20 protein-coding genes and 2 pseudogenes are annotated in these 19,787 nt (G+C 71.7%); 12 read left to right on the plus strand and 10 right to left on the minus strand.

Going from position 1 to position 19,787, the window contains the following annotated elements:
- The first annotated feature begins 156 nt into the window (after positions 1-156).
- The 3 genes from AC0B61_RS18615 (at position 157) to AC0B61_RS18625 (ending at position 2,891) form a co-directional block, all read left to right on the plus strand.
- Complete coding sequence (locus AC0B61_RS18615; protein WP_471741775.1) at positions 157-651, plus strand: MarR family winged helix-turn-helix transcriptional regulator; 495 nt, start codon at positions 157-159, stop codon at positions 649-651.
- Entirely contained in the window at positions 648-1,091 is a 444-nt protein-coding gene (locus tag AC0B61_RS18620) for a MarR family transcriptional regulator (RefSeq protein WP_471741776.1), read from the plus strand. Before AC0B61_RS18615 ends, AC0B61_RS18620 begins: the two co-directional genes overlap by 4 nt.
- A gap of 195 nt (positions 1,092-1,286) precedes the next feature.
- Positions 1,287-2,891, plus strand: coding sequence for an FAD-dependent monooxygenase (locus AC0B61_RS18625; RefSeq protein ID WP_471741777.1), 1,605 nt, complete (start codon positions 1,287-1,289; stop codon positions 2,889-2,891).
- A gap of 123 nt (positions 2,892-3,014) precedes the next feature.
- Here AC0B61_RS18625 and AC0B61_RS18630 read toward each other — a convergent pair whose 3' ends face one another.
- A complete protein-coding gene (locus AC0B61_RS18630) occupies positions 3,015-4,052 on the minus strand; it encodes an amidohydrolase family protein (RefSeq protein WP_471741778.1) in 1,038 nt (345 codons plus the stop codon).
- Between the two features lie 125 nt (positions 4,053-4,177).
- Here AC0B61_RS18630 and AC0B61_RS18635 point away from each other — a divergent pair, with 125 nt between their 5' ends.
- Entirely contained in the window at positions 4,178-4,906 is a 729-nt protein-coding gene (locus AC0B61_RS18635; RefSeq protein ID WP_471741779.1) for a TetR/AcrR family transcriptional regulator, read from the plus strand.
- Positions 4,907-5,051: 145 nt separating this feature from the next.
- Here the strand turns inward: AC0B61_RS18635 and AC0B61_RS18640 are convergent, their stop codons facing one another.
- Positions 5,052-5,654: a helix-turn-helix domain-containing protein gene (locus AC0B61_RS18640; protein ID WP_471741780.1), complete on the minus strand. Its 603-nt coding sequence runs from the start codon at positions 5,652-5,654 to the stop codon at positions 5,052-5,054.
- Positions 5,655-5,772: 118 nt separating this feature from the next.
- On the opposite strand from AC0B61_RS18640, the gene AC0B61_RS18645 reads away from it, so the two are divergent.
- Both AC0B61_RS18645 and AC0B61_RS18650 read left to right on the plus strand, forming a co-directional pair.
- Positions 5,773-6,609, plus strand: coding sequence for an EamA family transporter (locus AC0B61_RS18645; protein ID WP_471741781.1), 837 nt, complete (start codon positions 5,773-5,775; stop codon positions 6,607-6,609).
- A 59-nt stretch (positions 6,610-6,668) separates the two neighbouring features.
- On the plus strand, positions 6,669-7,376 hold the full coding sequence (locus AC0B61_RS18650; RefSeq protein WP_471741782.1) for a B3/B4 domain-containing protein: 708 nt from the start codon (positions 6,669-6,671) through the stop codon (positions 7,374-7,376).
- A 143-nt stretch (positions 7,377-7,519) separates the two neighbouring features.
- On the opposite strand, the gene AC0B61_RS18655 is transcribed toward AC0B61_RS18650, so the two are convergent.
- Positions 7,520-8,065, minus strand: coding sequence for a hypothetical protein (locus tag AC0B61_RS18655; RefSeq protein ID WP_471741783.1), 546 nt, complete (start codon positions 8,063-8,065; stop codon positions 7,520-7,522).
- A gap of 252 nt (positions 8,066-8,317) precedes the next feature.
- Complete coding sequence (locus tag AC0B61_RS18660) at positions 8,318-9,511, minus strand: hypothetical protein (RefSeq protein ID WP_471741784.1); 1,194 nt, start codon at positions 9,509-9,511, stop codon at positions 8,318-8,320.
- Positions 9,512-10,028: 517 nt separating this feature from the next.
- On the opposite strand from AC0B61_RS18660, the gene AC0B61_RS18665 reads away from it, so the two are divergent.
- A complete protein-coding gene (locus AC0B61_RS18665; protein ID WP_471741785.1) occupies positions 10,029-10,670 on the plus strand; it encodes a nucleotidyltransferase domain-containing protein in 642 nt (213 codons plus the stop codon).
- Between the two features lie 180 nt (positions 10,671-10,850).
- Here the strand turns inward: AC0B61_RS18665 and AC0B61_RS18670 are convergent, their stop codons facing one another.
- A complete protein-coding gene (locus AC0B61_RS18670) occupies positions 10,851-11,102 on the minus strand; it encodes a hypothetical protein (protein WP_471741786.1) in 252 nt (83 codons plus the stop codon).
- Between the two features lie 99 nt (positions 11,103-11,201).
- On the opposite strand from AC0B61_RS18670, the gene AC0B61_RS18675 reads away from it, so the two are divergent.
- Positions 11,202-11,744: a hypothetical protein gene (locus AC0B61_RS18675; RefSeq protein WP_471741787.1), complete on the plus strand. Its 543-nt coding sequence runs from the start codon at positions 11,202-11,204 to the stop codon at positions 11,742-11,744.
- Between the two features lie 565 nt (positions 11,745-12,309).
- Here the strand turns inward: AC0B61_RS18675 and AC0B61_RS18680 are convergent.
- Positions 12,310-13,041 (minus strand): DUF7873 family protein, encoded by a 732-nt coding sequence (locus AC0B61_RS18680; protein WP_471741788.1) that lies wholly within the window; start codon positions 13,039-13,041, stop codon positions 12,310-12,312.
- Positions 13,042-13,108: 67 nt separating this feature from the next.
- Between AC0B61_RS18680 and AC0B61_RS18685 the strand changes: the two are divergent.
- Positions 13,109-13,528, plus strand: a pseudogene (locus AC0B61_RS18685) (IS21 family transposase); the annotation flags it as partial.
- Here AC0B61_RS18685 and AC0B61_RS18690 read toward each other — a convergent pair.
- Positions 13,511-13,993 carry a hypothetical protein gene (locus AC0B61_RS18690; protein ID WP_471741789.1) on the minus strand — a complete coding sequence of 161 codons (483 nt, stop codon included), beginning with the start codon at positions 13,991-13,993 and terminating at the stop codon, positions 13,511-13,513. The pseudogene AC0B61_RS18685 and the gene AC0B61_RS18690 overlap by 18 nt on opposite strands.
- A gap of 43 nt (positions 13,994-14,036) precedes the next feature.
- Between AC0B61_RS18690 and AC0B61_RS18695 the strand changes: the two genes are divergently transcribed.
- A complete protein-coding gene (locus AC0B61_RS18695) occupies positions 14,037-14,474 on the plus strand; it encodes a hypothetical protein (protein ID WP_471741790.1) in 438 nt (145 codons plus the stop codon).
- 27 nt (positions 14,475-14,501) lie between these two features.
- Positions 14,502-14,825: pseudogene (locus AC0B61_RS18700) on the plus strand (transposase); the annotation flags it as partial.
- A 479-nt stretch (positions 14,826-15,304) separates the two neighbouring features.
- Here AC0B61_RS18700 and AC0B61_RS18705 read toward each other — a convergent pair.
- Complete coding sequence (locus AC0B61_RS18705) at positions 15,305-15,655, minus strand: hypothetical protein (RefSeq protein ID WP_471741791.1); 351 nt, start codon at positions 15,653-15,655, stop codon at positions 15,305-15,307.
- 577 nt (positions 15,656-16,232) lie between these two features.
- A complete protein-coding gene (locus AC0B61_RS18710) occupies positions 16,233-16,874 on the minus strand; it encodes a dihydrofolate reductase family protein (RefSeq protein ID WP_471741792.1) in 642 nt (213 codons plus the stop codon).
- Between the two features lie 521 nt (positions 16,875-17,395).
- Here AC0B61_RS18710 and AC0B61_RS18715 point away from each other — a divergent pair.
- Entirely contained in the window at positions 17,396-18,706 is a 1,311-nt protein-coding gene (locus AC0B61_RS18715; protein WP_471741793.1) for a hypothetical protein, read from the plus strand.
- A 215-nt stretch (positions 18,707-18,921) separates the two neighbouring features.
- Here the strand turns inward: AC0B61_RS18715 and AC0B61_RS18720 are convergent, their stop codons facing one another.
- The gene (locus AC0B61_RS18720) at positions 18,922-19,614 is read right to left on the minus strand and encodes an alpha/beta fold hydrolase (RefSeq protein ID WP_471741794.1); all 693 of its coding nucleotides are present in this window, start codon (positions 19,612-19,614) and stop codon (positions 18,922-18,924) included.
- Positions 19,615-19,787: the final 173 nt, after the last annotated feature.

Raw genomic sequence — 19,787 nt, forward strand, 5'->3', positions numbered from 1 at the left:
GAATGTCCTGTCCCCGGGTTCGGAGTCGACTGCAACGCTCCGGTCAACGCCCCTTCGGGATCATCCCGTGGCGGCTTTTGGACTCGCTTCGGCTGAACCCGTGCATCCGTCAGAAAATAGTAGCCATGGACATAGTAGCCATGTAATCTATTTGCCATGAGCAAGGGTTCACCGGGCCCCACGCCCGGCTTCCTCGTATGGCGGCTCGCCAACAAGTGGCGCGTCGCGGTCGATCGCGCGGTGGCTCCGCTGGGCCTCACCCACGCGCAGTACTCACTGGTCGCGTCGCTGCACGGCATGCAGCGCGCCGGCGAGCGGCCCAGTCAACGCCGACTCGCCGACCACGCCGGTCTGGAGGCGTTGTACGTCTCGAAGCTGGCGCGCGCCCTGGAGTCGGCCGGTCTGATCGAGCGCACCCGCGATCCCCGCGACCCGCGCGCCGTGCAGCTCGCCCTCACCGAGCAGGGCCAGGCCGTCACAAGGCAAGCCATCGCGGTGGTCCAGGAACTGCATCAGCAGTTGCTGGAGCCGCTCGGCGGCCCCGACGCCCCGCGGACGCGCGCGTTCACCAACGAACTGACGACCCTGCTCGACGCACCTCTCGCCCCATCCCTACCGAACGACGAGAGCACTCAGGGGAGAACACCATGACCACCGCCGCACCCGTCGCCGACGCCCGCGCCCTCGGCCTGGCCCACTACGCCGCCCGCAGCGTCCTGGAGCACGTCCTGGCCCGGCACGGCATCACGTTCCAGCAGCAGATCACCCTGCGCGCCGCCGTCACCGCCGACGCCCCGCCGACGCCGGACGATCTCGTCACCCAGGTCCGCGGCTTCCTCAAGGCGGATCCGGCCGACATCCGCGCCGATCTCGACGAGCTGCTGGCCAAGCAGTTGCTCGTCGCGGACGGTGCGCACCTTCGCCCCACGGCTGCAGGGCACGAGCTGATCGCCGCCGCCGCCGCGGAGACCGCCCCCATCGCCGCCCGCATCTGGGGCGGGATACCCACTGAGGACCTGGCCGGCGCCGGGCGCGTCCTCGCTCTGGTCACAGAGCGCGCCAACGCGGAGGCTGCGGCGCTGACCACCTGATCGTCCGACCACCAGGCCACCTGATCGAGGACAGACCGGAGCACCGGCGGGAGGCGGGTAAGGCAGCCGATGAGAAACGCGGACGCCCCGCCTCCCGTCCCTTCTCGCGGGGCCTGCCCCTTGACATTGCGGCACCTGTTGTGGCTGGTCAGGGCGGTGAAAAAGCCCTTTGGTCCGTCAGTCATAGTGGGCGCCATGGACTATGACGTAGTGATAGCCGGCGCTGGCCCGGTCGGACTGATGCTGGCCTGTGAGCTCCGGCTCGGAGGCGCGCGGGTGGCCGTCCTGGAGCGCCTCACCGAGGTGAACCCGACGATCAAGGGCGGGGCGATCACCACGCCCAGCGCCGAGGCGCTCTACCGCCGGGGCATGCTGCCCGCGCTGGCCGAGGTGCAACGGCAGACGATGGACCGCTTCCGGGCGTTCATGCGCGAGCGGAACGGCGGGGACGGAGGCGGCGAGGAGGGCCGGAACGAAGGCGGGGCCACGGGTCAAGGGATCGGGTACGTCGGGCACTTCGCCGGGATCATGCTGCGCGCCGACCTGGTCGACCGTACGGAGCCGGGCCTCGGCGACGCCGGCCCCGCCGCCGAGATCGCTTTCGTGGCGCAGCAGGACATCGAGCGGCTGCTCGGCGAGCGGGCGGACGAGCTCGGCGTCGAGGTGCGCCGGGGAGTGGAGTTGACCGGCTTCGACGCGGACGAGGAGGCCGTCACCGTGCGGACCAGCCACGGGACGGTACGCGCCGGCTGGCTCGTGGGCTGCGACGGCGGCCGCAGCGCGGTCCGCAAGCTCGCGGGGTTCGAGTTTCCCGGTACGGACCCGGAGGTCACCTGCCACCAGGCGGTCGTGGAGATGACCGGCGCCGAGGACCTGACGGTCGGCTGGACCGCCACGGACACCGGGGTGTACGCCTACGGGCCGATGCCGGGCCGCGTCGTCACCGTGGAGTTCGACGGCCCGCCCGCCGACCGGGACGCACCGGTCACCGCCGAGGACCTCCAGGCGCGGCTGCGCCGCGTCTCCGGCGTGGACGTCACGATCACCGAGGTGCGGACCGCGACCCGCTTCACCGACCACGCCCGCCAGGTCACCGAGTACCGCAGGGGCCGGGTGCTGCTGGCGGGCGACGCGGCGCACGTGCACTCCGCGTTCGGGAGCCAGGGGCTGAGCCTGGGAATCGGGGACGCGATGAACCTCGGCTGGAAGCTCGCCGCGGTGGTCGGCGGCCGGGCGCCGGAAGGGCTGCTGGACACGTACACCTCCGAGCGGCACCCGGTCGGCGCGTGGATCCTGGACTGGACCCGGTCCCAGGTCGCGGCCATGCGCCCGGACCCGCAGTCCCGGGCCCTGCGCGCGATCGTCAGCGACCTGGCGGGGACGGTCGTGGGCACCACGTACCTCACCGCGCGGCTCAACAGCGCCGGGACGCGCTACGCGCTGCCGGGCGAGCACCCGCTGACCGGCCGCAGCACCCCGGACCTCGAACTCGCCGACGGCAGCCGCCTCGCGGACCACCTCCACGACGGCCGGGCCCTGCTGCTCGACCTCACCGACGACCCGGAGCTCCGGGCCCTCGCCGCGGGGTACGCCGGCCGCGTCGACACCCTGACGGCCGGCTGCCCGTCCCGCCCGGAACTGGCGGCGGTCCTCGTCCGTCCGGACGGCTTCACGGCCTGGGCGGCCGACGCTGGGGCGCAGGCGCAGGCGCAGGCGCAGGCGTCGACGTCGACGGCCGGGCTGGCGGAAGCGCTGGAGCAGTGGTTCGGAGTGCCGGAGGGCGCGGTGACGGCGGGCTGATCCGCTACGAGCCGGTGGCCAGGGCGAACGTCACCGCCGGGACAACCCCGGCGGTGACGGCCGGGTCCGGCCGGCCCACGGGTCCGGCCAACCCACGGGGGTGGCCGGCCCGTGGGTGGCGCTTCAGGCGGACGGGCGCTTGGCGCGGGCGGTGAGGCGTTCCCAGTTGCGGTGGCCGATGTCGGCCTTCTGCTCGTCGGTGAAGGGCGAGTTCTCCAGGAAGGAGCGGGCTTGGCCGTTGCTGGTGTCGACGTAGGGGAAGCCGCCGGGGCGGAAGCCGTAGGTGAAGGGGTAGTCGGTGGAGTACAACATCCGGTCGGTGCCCATCACTTCGGCGGTCCAGCGCAGGTAGCGGGGGCTGTTGGTGCCGCTGCCCGCGACCCAGAAGTTCTGCCTGAAGTAGTCGGCGAGGGGCTGGCGCAGGCGGCCCGCCTCGCCGAAGAAGCCGGTGTGGTCGAGGTGGAAGATCACGACCTCGCCCCAGTGTCCGGCGATCACCTGCAGGTCGGGGAACCGGTCGAAGACTCCCGAGAAGATCATGCGCAGGTACTGGACACCGAGGTCGTAGTACCAGCCGAGGCCGGCTCCGGCGAGCACCGGGCCCATGGGGGCCGGAAGGTCTGAGTAGTAGGCGTCGATGACGGGCTGGACCGGCGTCTGCGGGTGGAAGTGCAGTGGCACTCCCAGCCGCTCGGCCGTCGCGTACAGCTCGTCGTTGTCCCGGTGGTCGGCCGGCTTGTCCCCGGTGCGGCCGTAGAGCATGGCGCCGGGGAGGCCCAGCTCGGTCACCGCGCGCTCCAGCTCCGCCGCGGCCGCGGCCGGTGACTGGGTGGGGATCGCGGCGAACGCCTGGAGGCGGTCGGGCCGGGAGGCGACGGTCGCGGCGAGCTGGTCGTTGGCCTCGTGGGCCACCGCGACGGCGTCGGCCTTCGGCAGGTCCTGCACGCCCGGAGACGACAGGGACAGCACGGCGACGTCGATGCCCTGATCGTCCATGTGGGCCAGCCGCTGCTCACCGACCTCGTGCAGATTCCTTGCGACCGGGCTGTCCCCGAAGCCCCGCGCGGGGATCTGCGGCGATCCCAGCCGCTCGTACGCCTCGTGGACAGCCGGCATGACGACGGTCTCCTCCACTCCGATGATGCGCAGACGGTCGGGCATGACGATTCTCCTCGCACTGGCGCTTCCGGTGGAACCAATGAAACGTTACCGTCGATATTACCAACGGAAACGAAGCATGGATAACGTCGATAGCATCGTGGGCGCAAGAGCGCTATCGTTGGCCCATGCCTGCTGAACCGACCCCTGCGCGGCGTGCCATCGACCCCGGCGCCACAACGCGTGAACTGACTCGCCGCCGGGTCGTCGACGCCGCGATGGACCTGCTGGAGCGTGGCGGCCGGGACGCGGTCACCACCCGGGCGGTCGCCGACGCCGCCGGACTGCAGCCGCCGGCCCTCTACCGGCTGTTCGGCGACAAGGAAGGGCTGCTGGACGCGGTGGCGGAGCGCGGTTTCACCCGCTTCCTGGCGGCCAAGGAGCAGCTCGAGTCCGCCCCGGAGGATCCGGTCAGGGAACTGCGCGACGGCTGGGACGCCGCGGTCGAGTTCGGGGTGACCAACCCCGCGCTGTACCTGCTGATGTACGGCGAGCCCACCCGGTCCACCGCCGTCATCCGGATCGGCCTCGAACACCTCGTGGACCGAATCCGCCGCATCGCCGCCGCCGGGCTCCTGCGGGTCGAAGAACGCCTGGCGGTCCAGATCGTCCACGCCGCCGCCAGCGGCGCCATCCTGACCTGGCTGTCAGTGCCCGAACCCCAGCGCGACCCCGCACTCCTCGTCGCCCTCCGCGAATCCATGGTGGCCACCGTCACCACCCAAGAACCAGCCGTGCGCGAACAGGGCGCAGCCGGCGCCGCCCGCGCCCTGCGTGCCGCGCTGCCCAGCCAGAACGCCCTCAGTGAAGCCGAAGAGCAACTCCTGGCGGAATGGCTCCGTCGACTGTCCGCATAGCCGCTCGCCCGGAGCGGAGCGGCGCGGCGCGGACGGCCGCGGGCCTCCGGGCCGGCCAAGTAGAGGATCAGGAACTGGAAGCGTGCGTTGAGCACCGGGCTTCTCCGTGAGCGTGCTGCTCACCTTGGCCGCGGCCTGACGTGGATCAGGGCGCGGTCGCGGCAGCGGTTGCGGTAGCGGGGCCGGGTGGCAGGTGGACCGTCATGATGAGGTGGCAGGTTTTGGTGCCTGAGCCCCGGTAGGTGTGGGGGGAGTCGCCGTCGAAGGTGGCGGTCTGGCCGGCTTCGACGGCATGCTCGGTGCCGTCGACGACCAGGGTCAGCCGGCCGGTGGTGACGCTGACGGTCTCCACGACGCCGGCCTGGTGGGGGTGGCTGGGGTACTCCTCGCCCGGTTCCAGCCGCCAGCGCCAGACCTCGACCGGAGCGGGGCCCGAGGTGGTCAGCATGAGCCGGGCCTCACTGCCCTGTTCTCCGGTCCACAGCGGCGCCACCGCGTCGGCGGCCACGATACGGACGCGGCCCTCGGGGCGTCCCTGCATCAGGTCGGACACCGGGACGCCGAGGGTGTCGGCGAGGCGGACGAGGGTGGCCAGGTTGGGGTTGCCCTGCGCCTTCTCCAGTCCCACCAGGGCGCCCTTGCTGACCTGGGCGCGCCGGCCGAGTTCGTCCAGGGACAGGCCCGCGCGCAGGCGGGCCGCCTTGACGTTGTGCGCGACTGTCCGCAGGGCGGCGGCTGTCTCGGTCACCTGGTCATCATCCTCGCAGCAGGGCACTCGAATGCACCGCCCGGTCGTTTTGTTGGCAGTCGACGGTCGATCCGTTGTACCGTGGGGTCGTTCCACTGACATGGTAAGGGATGTTGCTGTGCTCGCTCTGCTGTTGGCCCTGGGCAGTTCACTCGCCTACGGGTGCGCTGACTTCCTCGGCGGCCTCGGCGCCCGCAAGGCCCACGTGCTGCGGACCGTACTGATCGCGGCCCCCGCCAGCCTCGCGGTCGAACTGCTGCTCTGGCCGTTCCTCGGCGCCTCGTTCAGTGCGGGGGCCCTCGGCTGGGGCGCCGCGTCGGGGGTCGCCTCGGCCGCCGCGTTCGCCCTGCTCTACCGCACCCTGGCGATCGGCCCGATGAACGTGCTGTCGCCCGTGACCGCGCTGGTCTCCGCCGCGCTGCCCGTCGCGGTGGGCCTGCTGCAGGGCGAACACCTCGGCATCGCCGGCCTGGCCGGGCTGCCGCTCGCCCTGGTGGCGGTGGTGCTGGTCAGCGCCGGAGGCGGCACCGGCTCGACGCGCCCCTCCCGCACCGCGTTGCTGCTGGCCCTCGGCGCGGGCGCCGTCATCGCCCTCCAGCTGGTCTTCCTGCACCAGGCGCCCGCCGACAGCGGGGTGGCCCCACTGATCGCGGGCCGGGCCGTCTCCTCGGCGGTCACCCTGGCCGCGGCCGCCCTGATGCGCCACCGACTGGGCCCGGAGCGCCCCGCGTACGCGATGTCGGCCGCCGCCGGGGCGCTGGACTCGCTGGCGAACCTGCTGTTCCTGCTCGCAGCCCGCAGCGGGGACCTGGCCGTCGTCGCCGTGATCACTGCGCTCTACCCGGCCGGCACGGTGCTGCTCGCCCGCAGTGTCCTCGCCGAGCGGCTCCATCGTGGCCAGCTCGTCGGCCTGGGCACCGCCGCCGTCGCCGTCGGCCTCCTGGCCCTCAGCTGAGCCCCGCACCTGAGTTCCGCACCGCACCACCGCCCCGACGCACGGAACGGACCCCGCCCATGCCCGCCTTCCGCCTCGACCCCGCCGTCGTCGCCGCCTTCCCCGACACCCTCATCGCCGTGGTCACCGCCACCGGCCTGCGCGGCCGCGAACCGTGGCCCCGCACCGCCGCCGCCCTCCAGGAGCTGGAGCGGCAGCTCGCCGACGGCAGCTGGCAGCCCGCCGACGAGAACGACCCCCGCATCGAGGCCTGGCACACCGCCTACCGCTCCTTCGGCACCAACCCCCGCCGCACCCGCCCCAGCGTCGACGCCCTCGGCCGCCGATTCGCCAAGAAGGGGAGCCTGCCGCGGATCAACCCGGCCGTCGACTCCTACAACACCGTCTCCGTGCGCCACGGCCTGCCCGCCGGCGCCTTCGACCTCGACCACGTCACCGGCGACGTCGTCATCCACCACGCCGACGGAACCGAATCCTTCACCCCGCTCGGCGCACCCGACACCGTCGAACACCCCAACCCCGGCGAGATCGTCTACACCGACACCACCGGAGTCCTGACCCGTCACTGGAACCACCGCGACGCCCACCGCACCCGCGTCACCGAGGACTCCCGACACGTCGCCTTCGTCCTCGAAACCCTCCACGCCACCCGCGACGGCCACCACCTCCAAGCCGCCGCCCACGAACTGCAGGACCTGCTCGCCCCGCACACCGGTCAGACCGCGGTCCACTACCTCAGACAGGCAGGCCCACAGATCGCGACCTGACTGCTCCACACGGACCGGCCCGCTCCCGGCGTGTCGGGCCGCTACGGGCCTCTTCCGGCCGCCTCGGGTGATCGGCCCGTTCGTGGAATCGGCCGACGGCCGTCTGCGCACGATGCCGTGGGTACGGGCCTCTCCCGCCAGAGTCAGTGACGGCGCAGGAAGGTGCCGCCGTCGATGACCCAGAAGCCGGCCGGAACCGCGCCGCATTTGACGACCTCGGAGTGCATCTGGGGGTCGGTCCGGTTCCAGCCGACCCGGCGCTGGTGCCGTTCGTCGCCCGAGTAGAAGGTGAGGCCGGCCTCGGGGTGCCGGCCCTCCTCGAAGAGGTACGGCTCGCCCCCGAGCGGGGTGATGACGGTCTTCGAGATGGGACCGGTCACGGTGATGTCGCCGTTCCCGTCGACGGTCAGGCAGTCGACGTCGAACTCGGCCCGGGTGGTGCCGTCTTTCTCGAACACGTGCTGCACCACGGCGTGCCCCCGGGTGCGGCCGTCGACCGTACGGGCGCTGACCTGCGCGGTGAGCCGCTCGCCCGGGTTGGGGCCCGGGCCGTGCTCGTTGAGCAGGGTCCAGCTGTGCAGCGAGAGCTGCTCGGCCGGTGCGGGTGTGGCCGCGGCGGCGTCGGCCGTCCCGGCCGCGAGTGCCACGGCTGCGGTGGCAAGCGCGATGGCGGTGGTGAGCTTTCGCATGGTCAGTCCTCGGTGGCGAGAGGGGGACGGGCTGTCTCCCGGCTGCCTCCCACCTCCCAGCCCGCCCCCGGTCCGGGCCTCCACCGCGACTCCCCCCGGAGGGGGAACCGCTCCTCCTGCGCCCGGCTTACCGAATCGCGCGTCACCGCGCGCCGTGGCGTGAGGAACCCCCACCGCCGATCCGCTCGGCAGCGGATCGGCGGTGGGAGGCGGATCCGCGGCGGAAGGGCGCCGAGGTCCAGGACCGACCGGTCACCTTCGCGCGGCTCGCACCTTGCGCAGCCAGAGGGCGCCGGCCCCGACGGCCGTCAGGGCGAGGCTGCCGCCGGCGAGTCCTACGGTGTGGTCGGCCCCGGTGGAGGCGAGCTCGACGGACGTGGACGCGGCAGGCTGCGCGGCGTCGGTCACGCGGGCCTGCGGAGTGGATGCCGCAGGGGAGGCGGCGGGCGGGGCCGCCGAAGCCGGGGCGCTCGGCGAGGACGCGGAGGCCGGCACGGCGGGGACCGCCGGGGCCGAGGAGGAGGACGGGCTCGGCTCGGGCGTCTTCGTGGCGGCGGGCAGGACCTGGATCGTCGAGTGAGCACCGCACGTCGTGGTTCCCCAGAACGGCTGGCTCCCCTCGTTGACGAACACGCACGGGCCGAGCGTGGTGGCGCTCGCCGGGGTCTTCGCGTCGTACGACACCCGCACCCGGGCGACGGTCCTGCCGCCCGCTCGGAGGCTGGAGTCACGGCCCTGGAGGTACACGCCGTACGGGTCCTCGGGCGTGATTCCGGCCACCTTGTCCAGCGTCCGCCACGACCCGTCCGCGCGACGTACCTGCACGGTCGCGTGCCGGTCCACGAACAGGACGTTGCCGAGGTTGGTGTAGTCGGACGGCGTGGGGTTGTCGATGGTGGCGTCGAACTCGACCGGCGCGCCGCCCGCAACGGCGGTGGCGGGCACATGGGCGAGCGAGCTCGTGATCGAGGTGATGCCGATAGTACGGGTCGCCTCGGCCTGCACCGCCCCGTGGTCCGCGGGGGTGGTGACGGCGGAACGCAGCGCGATGGACCGGAAGCCACCGTTGCTGGCGCCGTTGTGGGGCAGGCCCATCGGCGCGCCGATCCGCAGGTCCACGGTGAGGGTCCGACCGGCCGGGACGGTGAGTCCGGGCAGCGTCCCCGCGTACACGACGCGTTCGGCGGCGGGGGTCATCACCAGCGGCACTGACTTCCACGCACCGTCGGCCGGGTCCTTGTAGTCGATGATGATGGCATTCGGCGGCGTGCCCATCTCGGTGACGGTCTGCAGCTCCAGGTTGTAACTGGTGTTCTCCTGGCCCGAGTTGGTGATGGCCTCGGTGAACGCGACCGGCCCGCCCGCAAATCCGACCGAGGCCGGGGCCTGGACGGAGAGCGAGGTGTGCGACGGCTCGCCCGCGAAGGCGGCCGGCGCGGTGGCCACGACCGATCCGCAGACGGCGGCTACGCCAGCGGCAGCGGCGACGGCAATGGCGCGACGGGCACGACGGGTACGGCAGGTACGACGGGTACGAATGATGGCGGACACAGTTCCCCCCTGGAACCGCGCTGCGGGCAGGCCGCAGCAGCATGCTGGTGTCTGATGGCGAGCGGGCCGCCGGTTTCCGCGCGGCCGAGGGCCGACCGCGGCCCCGCTTCTCACTGTCATAGACGCGGACCCCGGCGAACGGTTGCAGGCGCTCGAAAAGAAAAATCCTTCCGATCTCCTGAGCGGCGACGGCAACCCGGCCGGGTACCAGGCACGCCTGGACACGCTGATGAAGCAGCGCGGGGCGTGACCGGAGCACTCGTCGTGGTTGCGCGAGGCCTTCGCCGAACCGCCACGCCACCGTTCGCGCCGGAGTGGTCGTGGCGGTGGGACGGCCGGTCCTATGTCCCGGTCGCACTCCCGGCCGATCCGGACGGATGGTTCGCTTGGGCTCCGCTGATAGGTTCCTGCAGTGAGCGAGCAACTACCCAGCGGTGGCATCGAGCTGTCACCTGGCGAGATCGAAGCCCTCCACGCCAGGTGGTCATCCTGCTGGACCCCGAGTGAGGTCGCGCAGCAGCTGACCGGGATCAGCACGCCCTGGTACGTGGCCGCGGGCTGGGCGCTGGACCTGTTCCGCGGCACTCAGACGCGCGCTCATGGAGACATCGAGATCGGCATTCCGGCTGCGAGCTTTCCCGAGGTCCGCCACCGATTCCCGGGATACGTCTTCGACGCGGCAGGCAGCGGCCGCGTCTGGGAGAGCGCCACACCGGAGGTGCTGGCCGCCGTGCATCAGACCTGGCTCCGCGATCCGGCCACCGGAAACTACCTGCTCGACGTGTTCCGCGAACCGCACGACGGCGACACCTGGATCTGCCGACACGATGAGAGGATCCGGCTTCCCTACCGGGACATCGTCCAGCACACCCACGACGGCATCCCGTACCTGGCGCCCCAACTCGTCCTGCTGTTCAAGGCCAAGCACGCCCGCCGAAAGGATCAAGCCGACTTCGAGGCGACCGTCCCGCACATGACCCCGGCTCAGCGCGCGACCCTGGCCGATCTGCTCGCCCGCGTATACCCCCGACACCCCTGGATTGCGGACCTGTAGCCGTCGTTCCGCTGGCGAGCTCGTGTGGTCAACGGTCACTGGCTCCGTCACGGAAATAGGCTGGCCACTGGCAGCCGAGCTCCCGTTCAACCCCCAGCCAGTCGACTCGCTCGCTGTCTTCCTGGGCCGGTCCCGTAGGCCAGCGGGGCAGCGGATCGGACGGCGCGGTCGGTTGCTCCATCAGAACTTGCCGGAGATCCCGGCCGCCCCGACCGCACCGACGGCGATCAGCAGGATGAACGTAAGTGCGTGCCACAGGAGTATCCGGCCGGACTCCGGGCCCGGATTGCTCTGTTCGCGGCGGCCCATCCGGCCCCACTCGGCCGGGTGCTCAGCCATGAACCTGCGGCGGACACGGCCGAGGCGACGCATCCAGAACACGAGGTTCCCGCAGATTGCCGCCGAGACGAGGACCCACCAGGCGATCAGCATGTGAGGCAGCCTATGGGATTCGCCGGACCGCGGGCCGACCGATTGACTACCCTGTGAGCGCATCCTGCTACTTGCCGTAGCCGAACCTGAGGAGTCCCCATGCCGTCGCCCTGCGACCCCCGATACGCTTCCGTCGGCGATGTGGGCGCTGCGCTCATGGTGGTCGACTCCCGGCTCAAGGCCCTCCACGACGGCAAAGCCGGGTCGGATCTCGAACAGCAGCGGATGGTCGACCAGTTCGCCGCGTCCTTCGGTGCCGGTGGGCTCGACGAACTCCTCGACGGCATGTGCACCCTCATCTTCATGTTCATGAACTGGCTGCGGGGGAGCCTCGAGCACCACGACGAGGACATCGTCGAGCACACGGTGCCCACCCTGGTGGCCACGATGCGCATGATGCCCAGGACCTTCCGGCCAGAGGTCGTCCCCATGATGGCCGGCCTCCTCCTCGCCGCGGGCACCGGCCTGAGCCCCAATCTGTGGCGCGCGCAGTACGGCCCTTGGACCGCCGCCGAGATGAATCCCCTCGAGGCGGTGACCGTCCTGCTCGCGGAGCACGTCAACCGGCTCTCCGGAAACGACGATGACAGCTTCGCCACCCAGCTGGTCGCCGATGCCTTGTCCAAGATGGAGCAGGACTGACATGCAGCGCTCCGCGCGGTCGTGGGGCTGCGGCGGATTCGTCGTCGTCCCCGCGCGGACGGGGACCAGCAGTGATCGTCCGAGGCAGCGGCCGGCCTGGCCGCTGACGGCGGCCGCGTCGAAAGGCGAGAGGACCCGGGAGCGTAGCCTGCTCCCGGGCCCCTGTGTGCCGCCCAATTGCGCACACCGGCACGTTTAAGGGTCGCGGATCAGGTTGAAATCGACGCGTTCTGCCTTTGAACTACCGTGCCACGGAGCGGCACAGACAGGACTTGAACCTGCATTCGTCGATATTCGTCCGCACCCGGTCGATCCGGTGTTCGGCGGCGAATACTGAGACTGGAGCGAGAGTCTGAGATTCAGGGGGCCTGCCTCTGCCTGGCTTGGGCTACCCCGGCCGGTAGTGCCGGGGGGAGGATTTGAACCTCCACTGTGACCCCTGGTCAGCTTCAACATCAGTGTCAGCTTTCGCACCACACAGCGTCCGGACCCGCCCGGCATCCGGGACAAGGTCCTTGACGCGCTCGGTGCACCCGCCCGGCTCCCCGGGCGGGCGATCAGGAGGCTACCGGAACAGGTAGCCGAAGACGGCGTCGCCCACCCGCTGGTCGGTGACCTCGACGGCGTTGGCCTCCTCGCGGGCGAACTTGACCGCCTGCTGGAGCTTCTCCACCCGCTCCGCGAGCTCGTTCACGCGGCGGGCCGGCAACGCGCCGGAGAACTTGACCGTGGTCCAGTAGCCGACCGCGATGTCCTCGTAGTAGACCTCGACCTGGGCCGGGTGCTTGTCGGTGGCCTCGGCCTTGACGTGGTTGCGCGGCACCTTCTTGGTCCGGATGGTGCGCACCGGCTCCGTCTTCCAGGAGTCGGTGGACGGGTCGAGGTTCCAGGACTCGGAGGCGTCCAGCACCGGGAGCTTCCTCACGAAGGTGAACAGGTCCGTGAGCTGCTTCTCCAGGAAGAGCAGGTACGGCACCGGCACCTGGGGGAGGAGCACCTGGCCGTCCACCACCACGTCGGCGCGGGCGCTGATGTTGGCCCAGTCCTTGGTGGCCGTCACGTCGAAGAGCCGGGTCAGGGTGTTCGCGGTCGACCGCAGGATGTCCTCGGCCTTCAGCTGCACACGGGTCGACTCCGGCGGCAGCTGCTCGCCCTCCTCGTCCTTGGGCTGGTAGGCGCGGGAGATCCCGGCCAGCAGCGCGGGCTTCTGCAGGTCCTGGTGGGCCTGCGTCAGCTCCTGGAGGGACTTGGACTTGACGCCCTTTTCAACGGCGATGATCTGGTTCAGCTTTGCCACGTGCGGGACGCTATCAGTCCAGAACTGACCGGCGATACTGAATTGTTGATCGCGTAGGTGGGTCGCGGGCAACACGGTGGAAGTCGCCCGCCACGCCCGATCCACCCCAGACAACCCGAGCATCGCCGACGAGCACTACCCCGACGCCCCGCGCGGGGAACGCGTCCCGAAGCCGACCAACCCAGCCGAGGCCCAGTTCTTGGCGATCGGGCCGGGGGCGGCGGCCTGGCTCATCGAGGCCGCCGCGGCCGGCACCCGCCGGATCAGGGCGAAGATGGCTGACGCCATCGCCCTGACCAAGCTGAACGGCACCGCCGACGTCGACCGGGCGCTCGGCACCGCCGCGACGGTGGGTCGCTTCGCCGAGAGCGACCTGCTATCGATCCTGGACCACCAGGGCGAGCACGGCCCGGCCGAGCCGATCCGCCGCAGCGAGACCCACAGCCTGCAGCCGGGCACCTCCGCCTGGTCAGGCTTCGGCCACTGAGCCGGGCTGGCTGGGCGGCACCAGGCCCTCGTCAGGGAAGGCCCAGCCGGGCTGGCCGCCGGGCTCGGGACCTGCGAGAACCTGCACGTCGAACGGGCTCATGTCGTTGTCGCGGTCCCTGGCGGTGAAGCCGGCCGCTGACAGGATCGCGATCACCGCGGCGGCCATCGCTATCTGGACCTCGCCGGACTGCCGGATCGCCGGAGTAACTCCTCGCCCCTGCCTCGCGCCTGCCATGGCGTTGCTCCGCAACTGGGGGCTGACCTTCCAGCTCACGACCACTTCGGGCTCCTCGCCGTGAAAGTGGTGGTTCCACACGTCGGCGCGAACCTCCGCGCCGACGGCCAGTTCGGGCGACAGACCAGGCGTGACCAGCGGCAGCCCGGCTGCGGCGAGCTCATCACGGACCCGCTGTGCCAATCGCTCGAAGGCGCCCCGAACGCTCTCGTCACTCACCTCTGCCATGACCGCAACCTATCCAACCGCTCCGACACGAAGGACACGACCGATGACCACAACCCCGCCAGCTCCCACACCCGCCCGGCCCAGGCTCGCCGCACCGGCCTCAGCTGTCGCCGCGACCTCAGGCGCCGCGTTCGACGAGGCGATCGCGCTGACCCGCCGCCTGAAACTGCCTCACATTCGCCGGGCGATGGCCGAGATCATCCCGACCGCGAAGGCCCAACGCTGGGATCCTGCCGAGATCGTGCGGGCCCTGCTGGCCGAGGAAGCCGCTGGCCGGGACGCGGCCAACCTCCGCACCCAACGCGCCCGCGCAGCCTTTCCTACCGGCAAGACGTTCCACATCTGGAACGAAGAAGCCTCCTCAATTCCTATCCCGACGCAGTCCGCACTGCGGACCCGATGGCGTCCCGCCGAGTGGTGTAGCAGAGATCTTGACGTAACCCCTGGTCATACAGGAGCCATCGCGCAACTCTCCGAGTAGGCATGCTCGTTGAGTGAGAGGTGCGCGATGGCCTTGTCCCAGTCTGACCTACTCCGCCTCATGGAGTCACTGCGTACGGCGGACGGAATCGAGTTGATCAGGACCCTGGCCCAGCGGCTCCTGCAGGAGCTGATCGAGGCCGAGGCGACCGCCCGGATCGGGGCCGAGCCGGGCGAGCACACCGCGGCCCGCACCACCTGGCGCAACGGTCACCGCGACAAGTCCCTCACCACGCAGGCCGGCGACCTGGAGCTCGCCATCCCCAAGGTCCGCACCGGCAGCTTCTTCCCCAGCCTGCTGGAGCGACGGCGCCGCATCGACGAGGCCCTCTACGCGGTCATCATGGAGGCCCTGGGGCTGACGGTCGGCGACAGCGAGACCGAGCTGTTCCGGGCCGAATGCCCGGCCGCAACGAACTCCCACCCACCTCATGACCGTTGGTCTACGACCACTACACCACTTCATGGGACGCGACCCCGCCCGGGTTTGGGCGCGGCAGCGGTATCCTCCCCGCACCTGCGGGCGTCAGCAGGGGACGGCGGCGACGTGGCATCGACGATCAGGGAATTCCCCCCAGGAGTGGGCCGGCGTCACGTGGCTGGCGGAGGTCGCCGGGGATCACCCCAGGCGGGCCGCAGATGAGCTCCACGAGGTGGTCGGCGAGCGGCAGGGCCGGTCCGTGATTACCACCAGCAAACCTGGCTCCCAGCGCCCGGTATCCGCTGTTTCCCCACCAGGTCATCATGAACGGCTCCAGCTACCGGCCTGGCGAGCAACCCAAGAACCCTTCCGAGAAAGGCAGTTAGCCAGTGCTGGTCCCGCCCCGAGGCTCAGGCCCTCGGCAAGTAGGCATCCTGGGACTGCGGATCCCATAGGACCAGTCGGTACTCCCCGGCAAGCTCCTCGATCGCCTTGATCGCGTCGTCGCTCCTGGAGGAGAAGCTCAGGCTCATGATCACGTGGTCGATGCCGACTGCCAACGGCGTCGACATCCAGGGCGAGTCCGCCGGACGGGATGGGTAGTCGGGGAACTGCGAGCGCAGCCGCTCATAGAACCCGACGACCCGCTCATCCAGTTCGCCCTCGTCATGATGCAGGGAGTTGCACCGCTCGAACATCGCACGCGCCGCTTCGGCTTCCGGCGAAGCGTCCATTGCAAGAACTGCCAGGTCGAAGCTCATGGGATCATCTTCTCCCAGCCTCCGCGGTCATGCCCAGGCCACCATCGCGGCACCGTGAGGCCCTCACCTCAGCGGCCCCGGCATTCTCGTCCGCCTCCGCCGGGGACCGTGCCGTGGCGTGCTCGCACGCCCTTGATCTCTGCGAACGGCTGGCGGCGTCGCTGTGGCCCCACTTCGGGCTGGGCTCCGGCCGCGACCTCGCTCCGGCCGCGACCTCGCTGCTGCCTCGGCCGGGGGCCGCCATCACCCCGATCGTGACGGGCGTGTGGGCGCGCGGTCCCAGACGCGCGAGGCGATGGCGCGCGGTGACGGGGTCGTCGCCGCGGACGTGCGCGCCGACGGCGGCGAACTCCTCGACGGCCTCGTGGTCGGTCCAGTCAGTCGGGCATCGGACGCGCGGACAACTGGCTCATCGTCGCCCGGTCGTGGTCGAGGAGGTCGTCGGCATCCGCCCGGTGGCCACCGGGCGGATGCCGACCAGGCTGAGCGCCGAGTCGTCGTCACCTGTCGTTACCGGTCGGCGCCGAACGGCTCGATGCCCAGGGCGATCCCGTCGGTGTTGACGGTGGTCATCGGATCACCGGGGGTCGTTGTTCCCGAGACCGCGGTCGGGCGCGCTCATGTCACCTGTCCGGGGCGTGCCGTCGGCCAGACCGTAGCGCAGGAACACGGTGCCCTGCGGACCGGCGGCCGGCGGTTCGAGGAGCGTGAGGTTCGTGGGCACCGCGCCGTCGTCGAACACCTTCTTGCCGACCCCGAGCATGATCGGGTGCACCCAGAGGTCGAGACGGTCGAAGAGCTTCTCCCGCAGGAGGGTCTGCACCAGGTCCAGGCTCCCGACGACCTTCACGTGCTCGTGCCGGTCCCGGAGCTCGCGCACCGCGCCGGCCAGGTCGGGGCCGAGCTGCACGGACCCGGCCCAGGGGAGGTCGGGCGTGCCGCGGGAGGCCACGTACTTCGGGACGTGGTTGAAGAGCTCGGCGATCTCGCCCTCCTTCTGGTGCGGCCAGTAGGACGCGAAGAGGTCGTACGTCCGCCGGCCGAGCAGGAGGGCGTCCGTACCCTCGTACGCGGCGCCGATCTGCGCCCCGGTGACCTCGTTCATCAGGGGTGCCTGCCAGCCGCCGAACGGGAACCCCGCCGGGTCCTCGTCGGGACCGCCGGGCGCCTGCCCGACGAGGTCGAGGGTCGCGAACAGCTCGATGTGGATGAGTCCCATGTCTGTACTCCCGGTGAGTCGGTCGTTCCGGTCAAAGATGTAGACCTGCCGGCGTCGGAAAACTCATCGCCGCGCCGACATCCGGTTTCCGAGCGCCTACCGACCGCCTCCTCGCGTCCGGCCCGGGCGGATCGACATCGGCACACCGGCTTGCCGGTCCGCCGGTCGACGGACGAACAATCTGCTTGCGGCGGGTAAAGGCGTTCGGACATGATCGTCCCCATGCGCGACCTCAACAGGAAGGGCGGCCACCGCCCGAGCAGGTGAGTCCCACCCGCCGCCGGGCTTCGACGCCGCGGCCAGGTCGCCGCCTTGGTCCGCGCTCCGCCACGTTCACCACCGTTCCCGCGGCCGCGGCCGCGGCCGCCACCGCGACCACGCGCGTGAGCGTCCGCGCCGCCAGCCCGCACCGGTGCCGTGCGCCCCGCCACCCGCGCACCCGCGCACCCGCGCACCCGCGGCCCACGACGCCCACCGCCTTCGTCCCTCGACGACAACAACCCGCCCCGGAGGTAAGCCCTGTGACGACGACCTCGCTGGACACCGCCTGGAGCCTCGTGGAGTCCGGTGACCCGGAAGCCGCGATGCGCGAACTGCGCTCGGTCGCACGTGATCTGCGGGCCGCCCAGGTGGCGCCGCTGGTCGAGCGGCTGGCCGCCGACGGCGGCTTCGACGACCTCGTTGAGGCCGCCCGTGCCCTGGCCGGCAAGCCCACCGACGCCGACGCGCTCTACCAGTACGGATACGCCTGCGTCGGACGCGGCGCCTCGTTCCTCGCCGTCCCCGCCCTCACCGAGGCTCTGCGCGCGGCCGGAGCCCCGCCGCGCGGCCTACTCGCCAAGCTCCGCGGCCGCGCCGACCGGCGGCTTCCGATCATCGCCGAACTCGCCGTCGCCCTCGAGGACGAGGAGCACCACGCCGAGGCCGTCACCCTGCTGCGCCACCACGACTCGCTGCTCCGCGACTGGCCCGAGCGCTACCTGCTCGCCTACAACACGCTGATGGCAGGCGACGCCCCCGCCGCCCGCACCTCCTTCGACCGCCTGCCAGCCGAGGCCGGCCAGTGGCAGCCCGCCGCCGACCGGCTGCGCCGCTCCCTCGACCGCGCGGCGGCCGTGGTCGCCACCGCGCAGCCCGGCGGCCCCGACCCGCTCCACCACCAGGCCCTGCGCGCCTGGCACTTCACCCTCACCGGCGGCCTGCTCGCCACCCTGTCCCCGTACGGCTGGGACGCGGGCATGACCGGCCGCTACGCCGTCCTGCAGGACAGCTACGCGCTGTGCCACGAAGGCCTGGAACGGCTGCGGTTGATCCTGGAGGCGACCGAGGCGCGCCCGCACTCGGTCTCCCTGCTCCCCGGCCGCGCGGACCGCGCGCTCGGCCTGGCCGCCGCGAGCCTGCTCGGACTGCCCGTCCAGCCCTACCGCCCGGGCACGGTGGACACCGTGGTGGTGGCCTACGACCTGAGCGAGGCGGACAACCGGCTGGTCTCCTGCCTGAACGAGCGCGCGCCGGGGGAGGTGCTGTACGAGCACGCGACCTGCTGGACGGAGCCGCCCGGCGTCGCAGCCGACGTCTGCGGCCTGCTCGGCCAGACGATCCTCGCGCCCTGGGAGCCGCTCGGCGGCGAGCCGGACGAGCGGACCGCCGAGGAACTGGCCGCCGACATCCGCGCTGCCGACCCGACCCCCGACCGAGGCGACGGTGAGACCCCGGCCGACCCGGACGAGGCGCTGGCCGCCTTCGCCCGCGCGGTCGCCCCCCGCTGGCTGACCGGCCCGCGCGATCGCTGCCGCTCCGCCGGCCCGGTGCGCAGCTCCCGCTTCGCCTGAGGGACGAGACCGGGCATCAGCATCATGCCTTCTGGCCGACGAGCAGCTTCACGGTGTCGATGCCGGACCCGCACCAGGTGGTCGACGCGGGGCCGAGGGCAGCTTCTCGTCCGCCGGTACCTCCCGGGTGGTCGGCGCCGTCCCCGCCCCTGACCCATGGCCCCGCTGCTGCGGGGGAAGTCGGGCCCGCCGACTTCCCCTGCGGCGCTCCTCGCCTACAGCCCGGTCCGGTAGGACTCCAGCCGCTCGGCCAGCTCCACCGGGTGGCCGAGCATCGGGAGGTGGTCGCCCGGCATCTCATCCGGCCGGAAGCCGAGCCGCTCCTCGACGTGCCGCCGCAGGAACGCGGGTGGGAAGAACCGGTCGCCGGTGGCCAGCAGGTACCTGGTCGGTACCTCCGGCCAGGCGTCCAGTGGCCACGGCGTCCCGAACGGGGTCTCGGCCTGCCGCCGCTGGTGCTCCGCGAGGAGCTCGTCGGCCCACGCGGCCGGGGTGTCGTGCAGGAACAGGGCGCGCTCGTCCTCCTCCGCGCCCTCCGCCACGCCCCGGGCGCGGTCGGATTCGCGGCGGGCCTCCCAGTAGCCGGTGTTCTCCCACCACGCGCCCGGCGTCTCCTCGGGCGCCGGCACCTGGGCCTGGAGCATGACCAGCAGATCCGTCGGCACCCGCGCGCACACCAGCGGACCGGTGAAACCGCCGAACGAGTGCGCGACGACCACGAGGCCGGCCGCCCGGTCGCCGATCGCCGCCACCACCGCGTCCGCGTACTCGGCGAGCCCGGCCGCGTCGTCGTCGCACGGCAGTCGCGGCGCGACCACGTCATGGCCCCGCCCGCGCAACTCGGCGGCCAGCGGCCCCCAGCACCAGGCATCGGCAGCCGCGCCGTGGATCAGAACGTACGTCGCCACGGATCACCCCAGTCCGGAACGGATCACTCCTGCACCGCAATCGAGCCTACCGGCCGAGCCGCCCCCGCACCGTGGGGCGGCACCCGCCCGCGGCCGACGACGGACGGGGAGCCACGGGAAAGCGCCCACGACCGGGCCCGGTGGGCGGGAGCCGATGCCCGTCGCGGACGCGT

The organism is Kitasatospora sp. NPDC023385 (assembly GCF_055664045.1).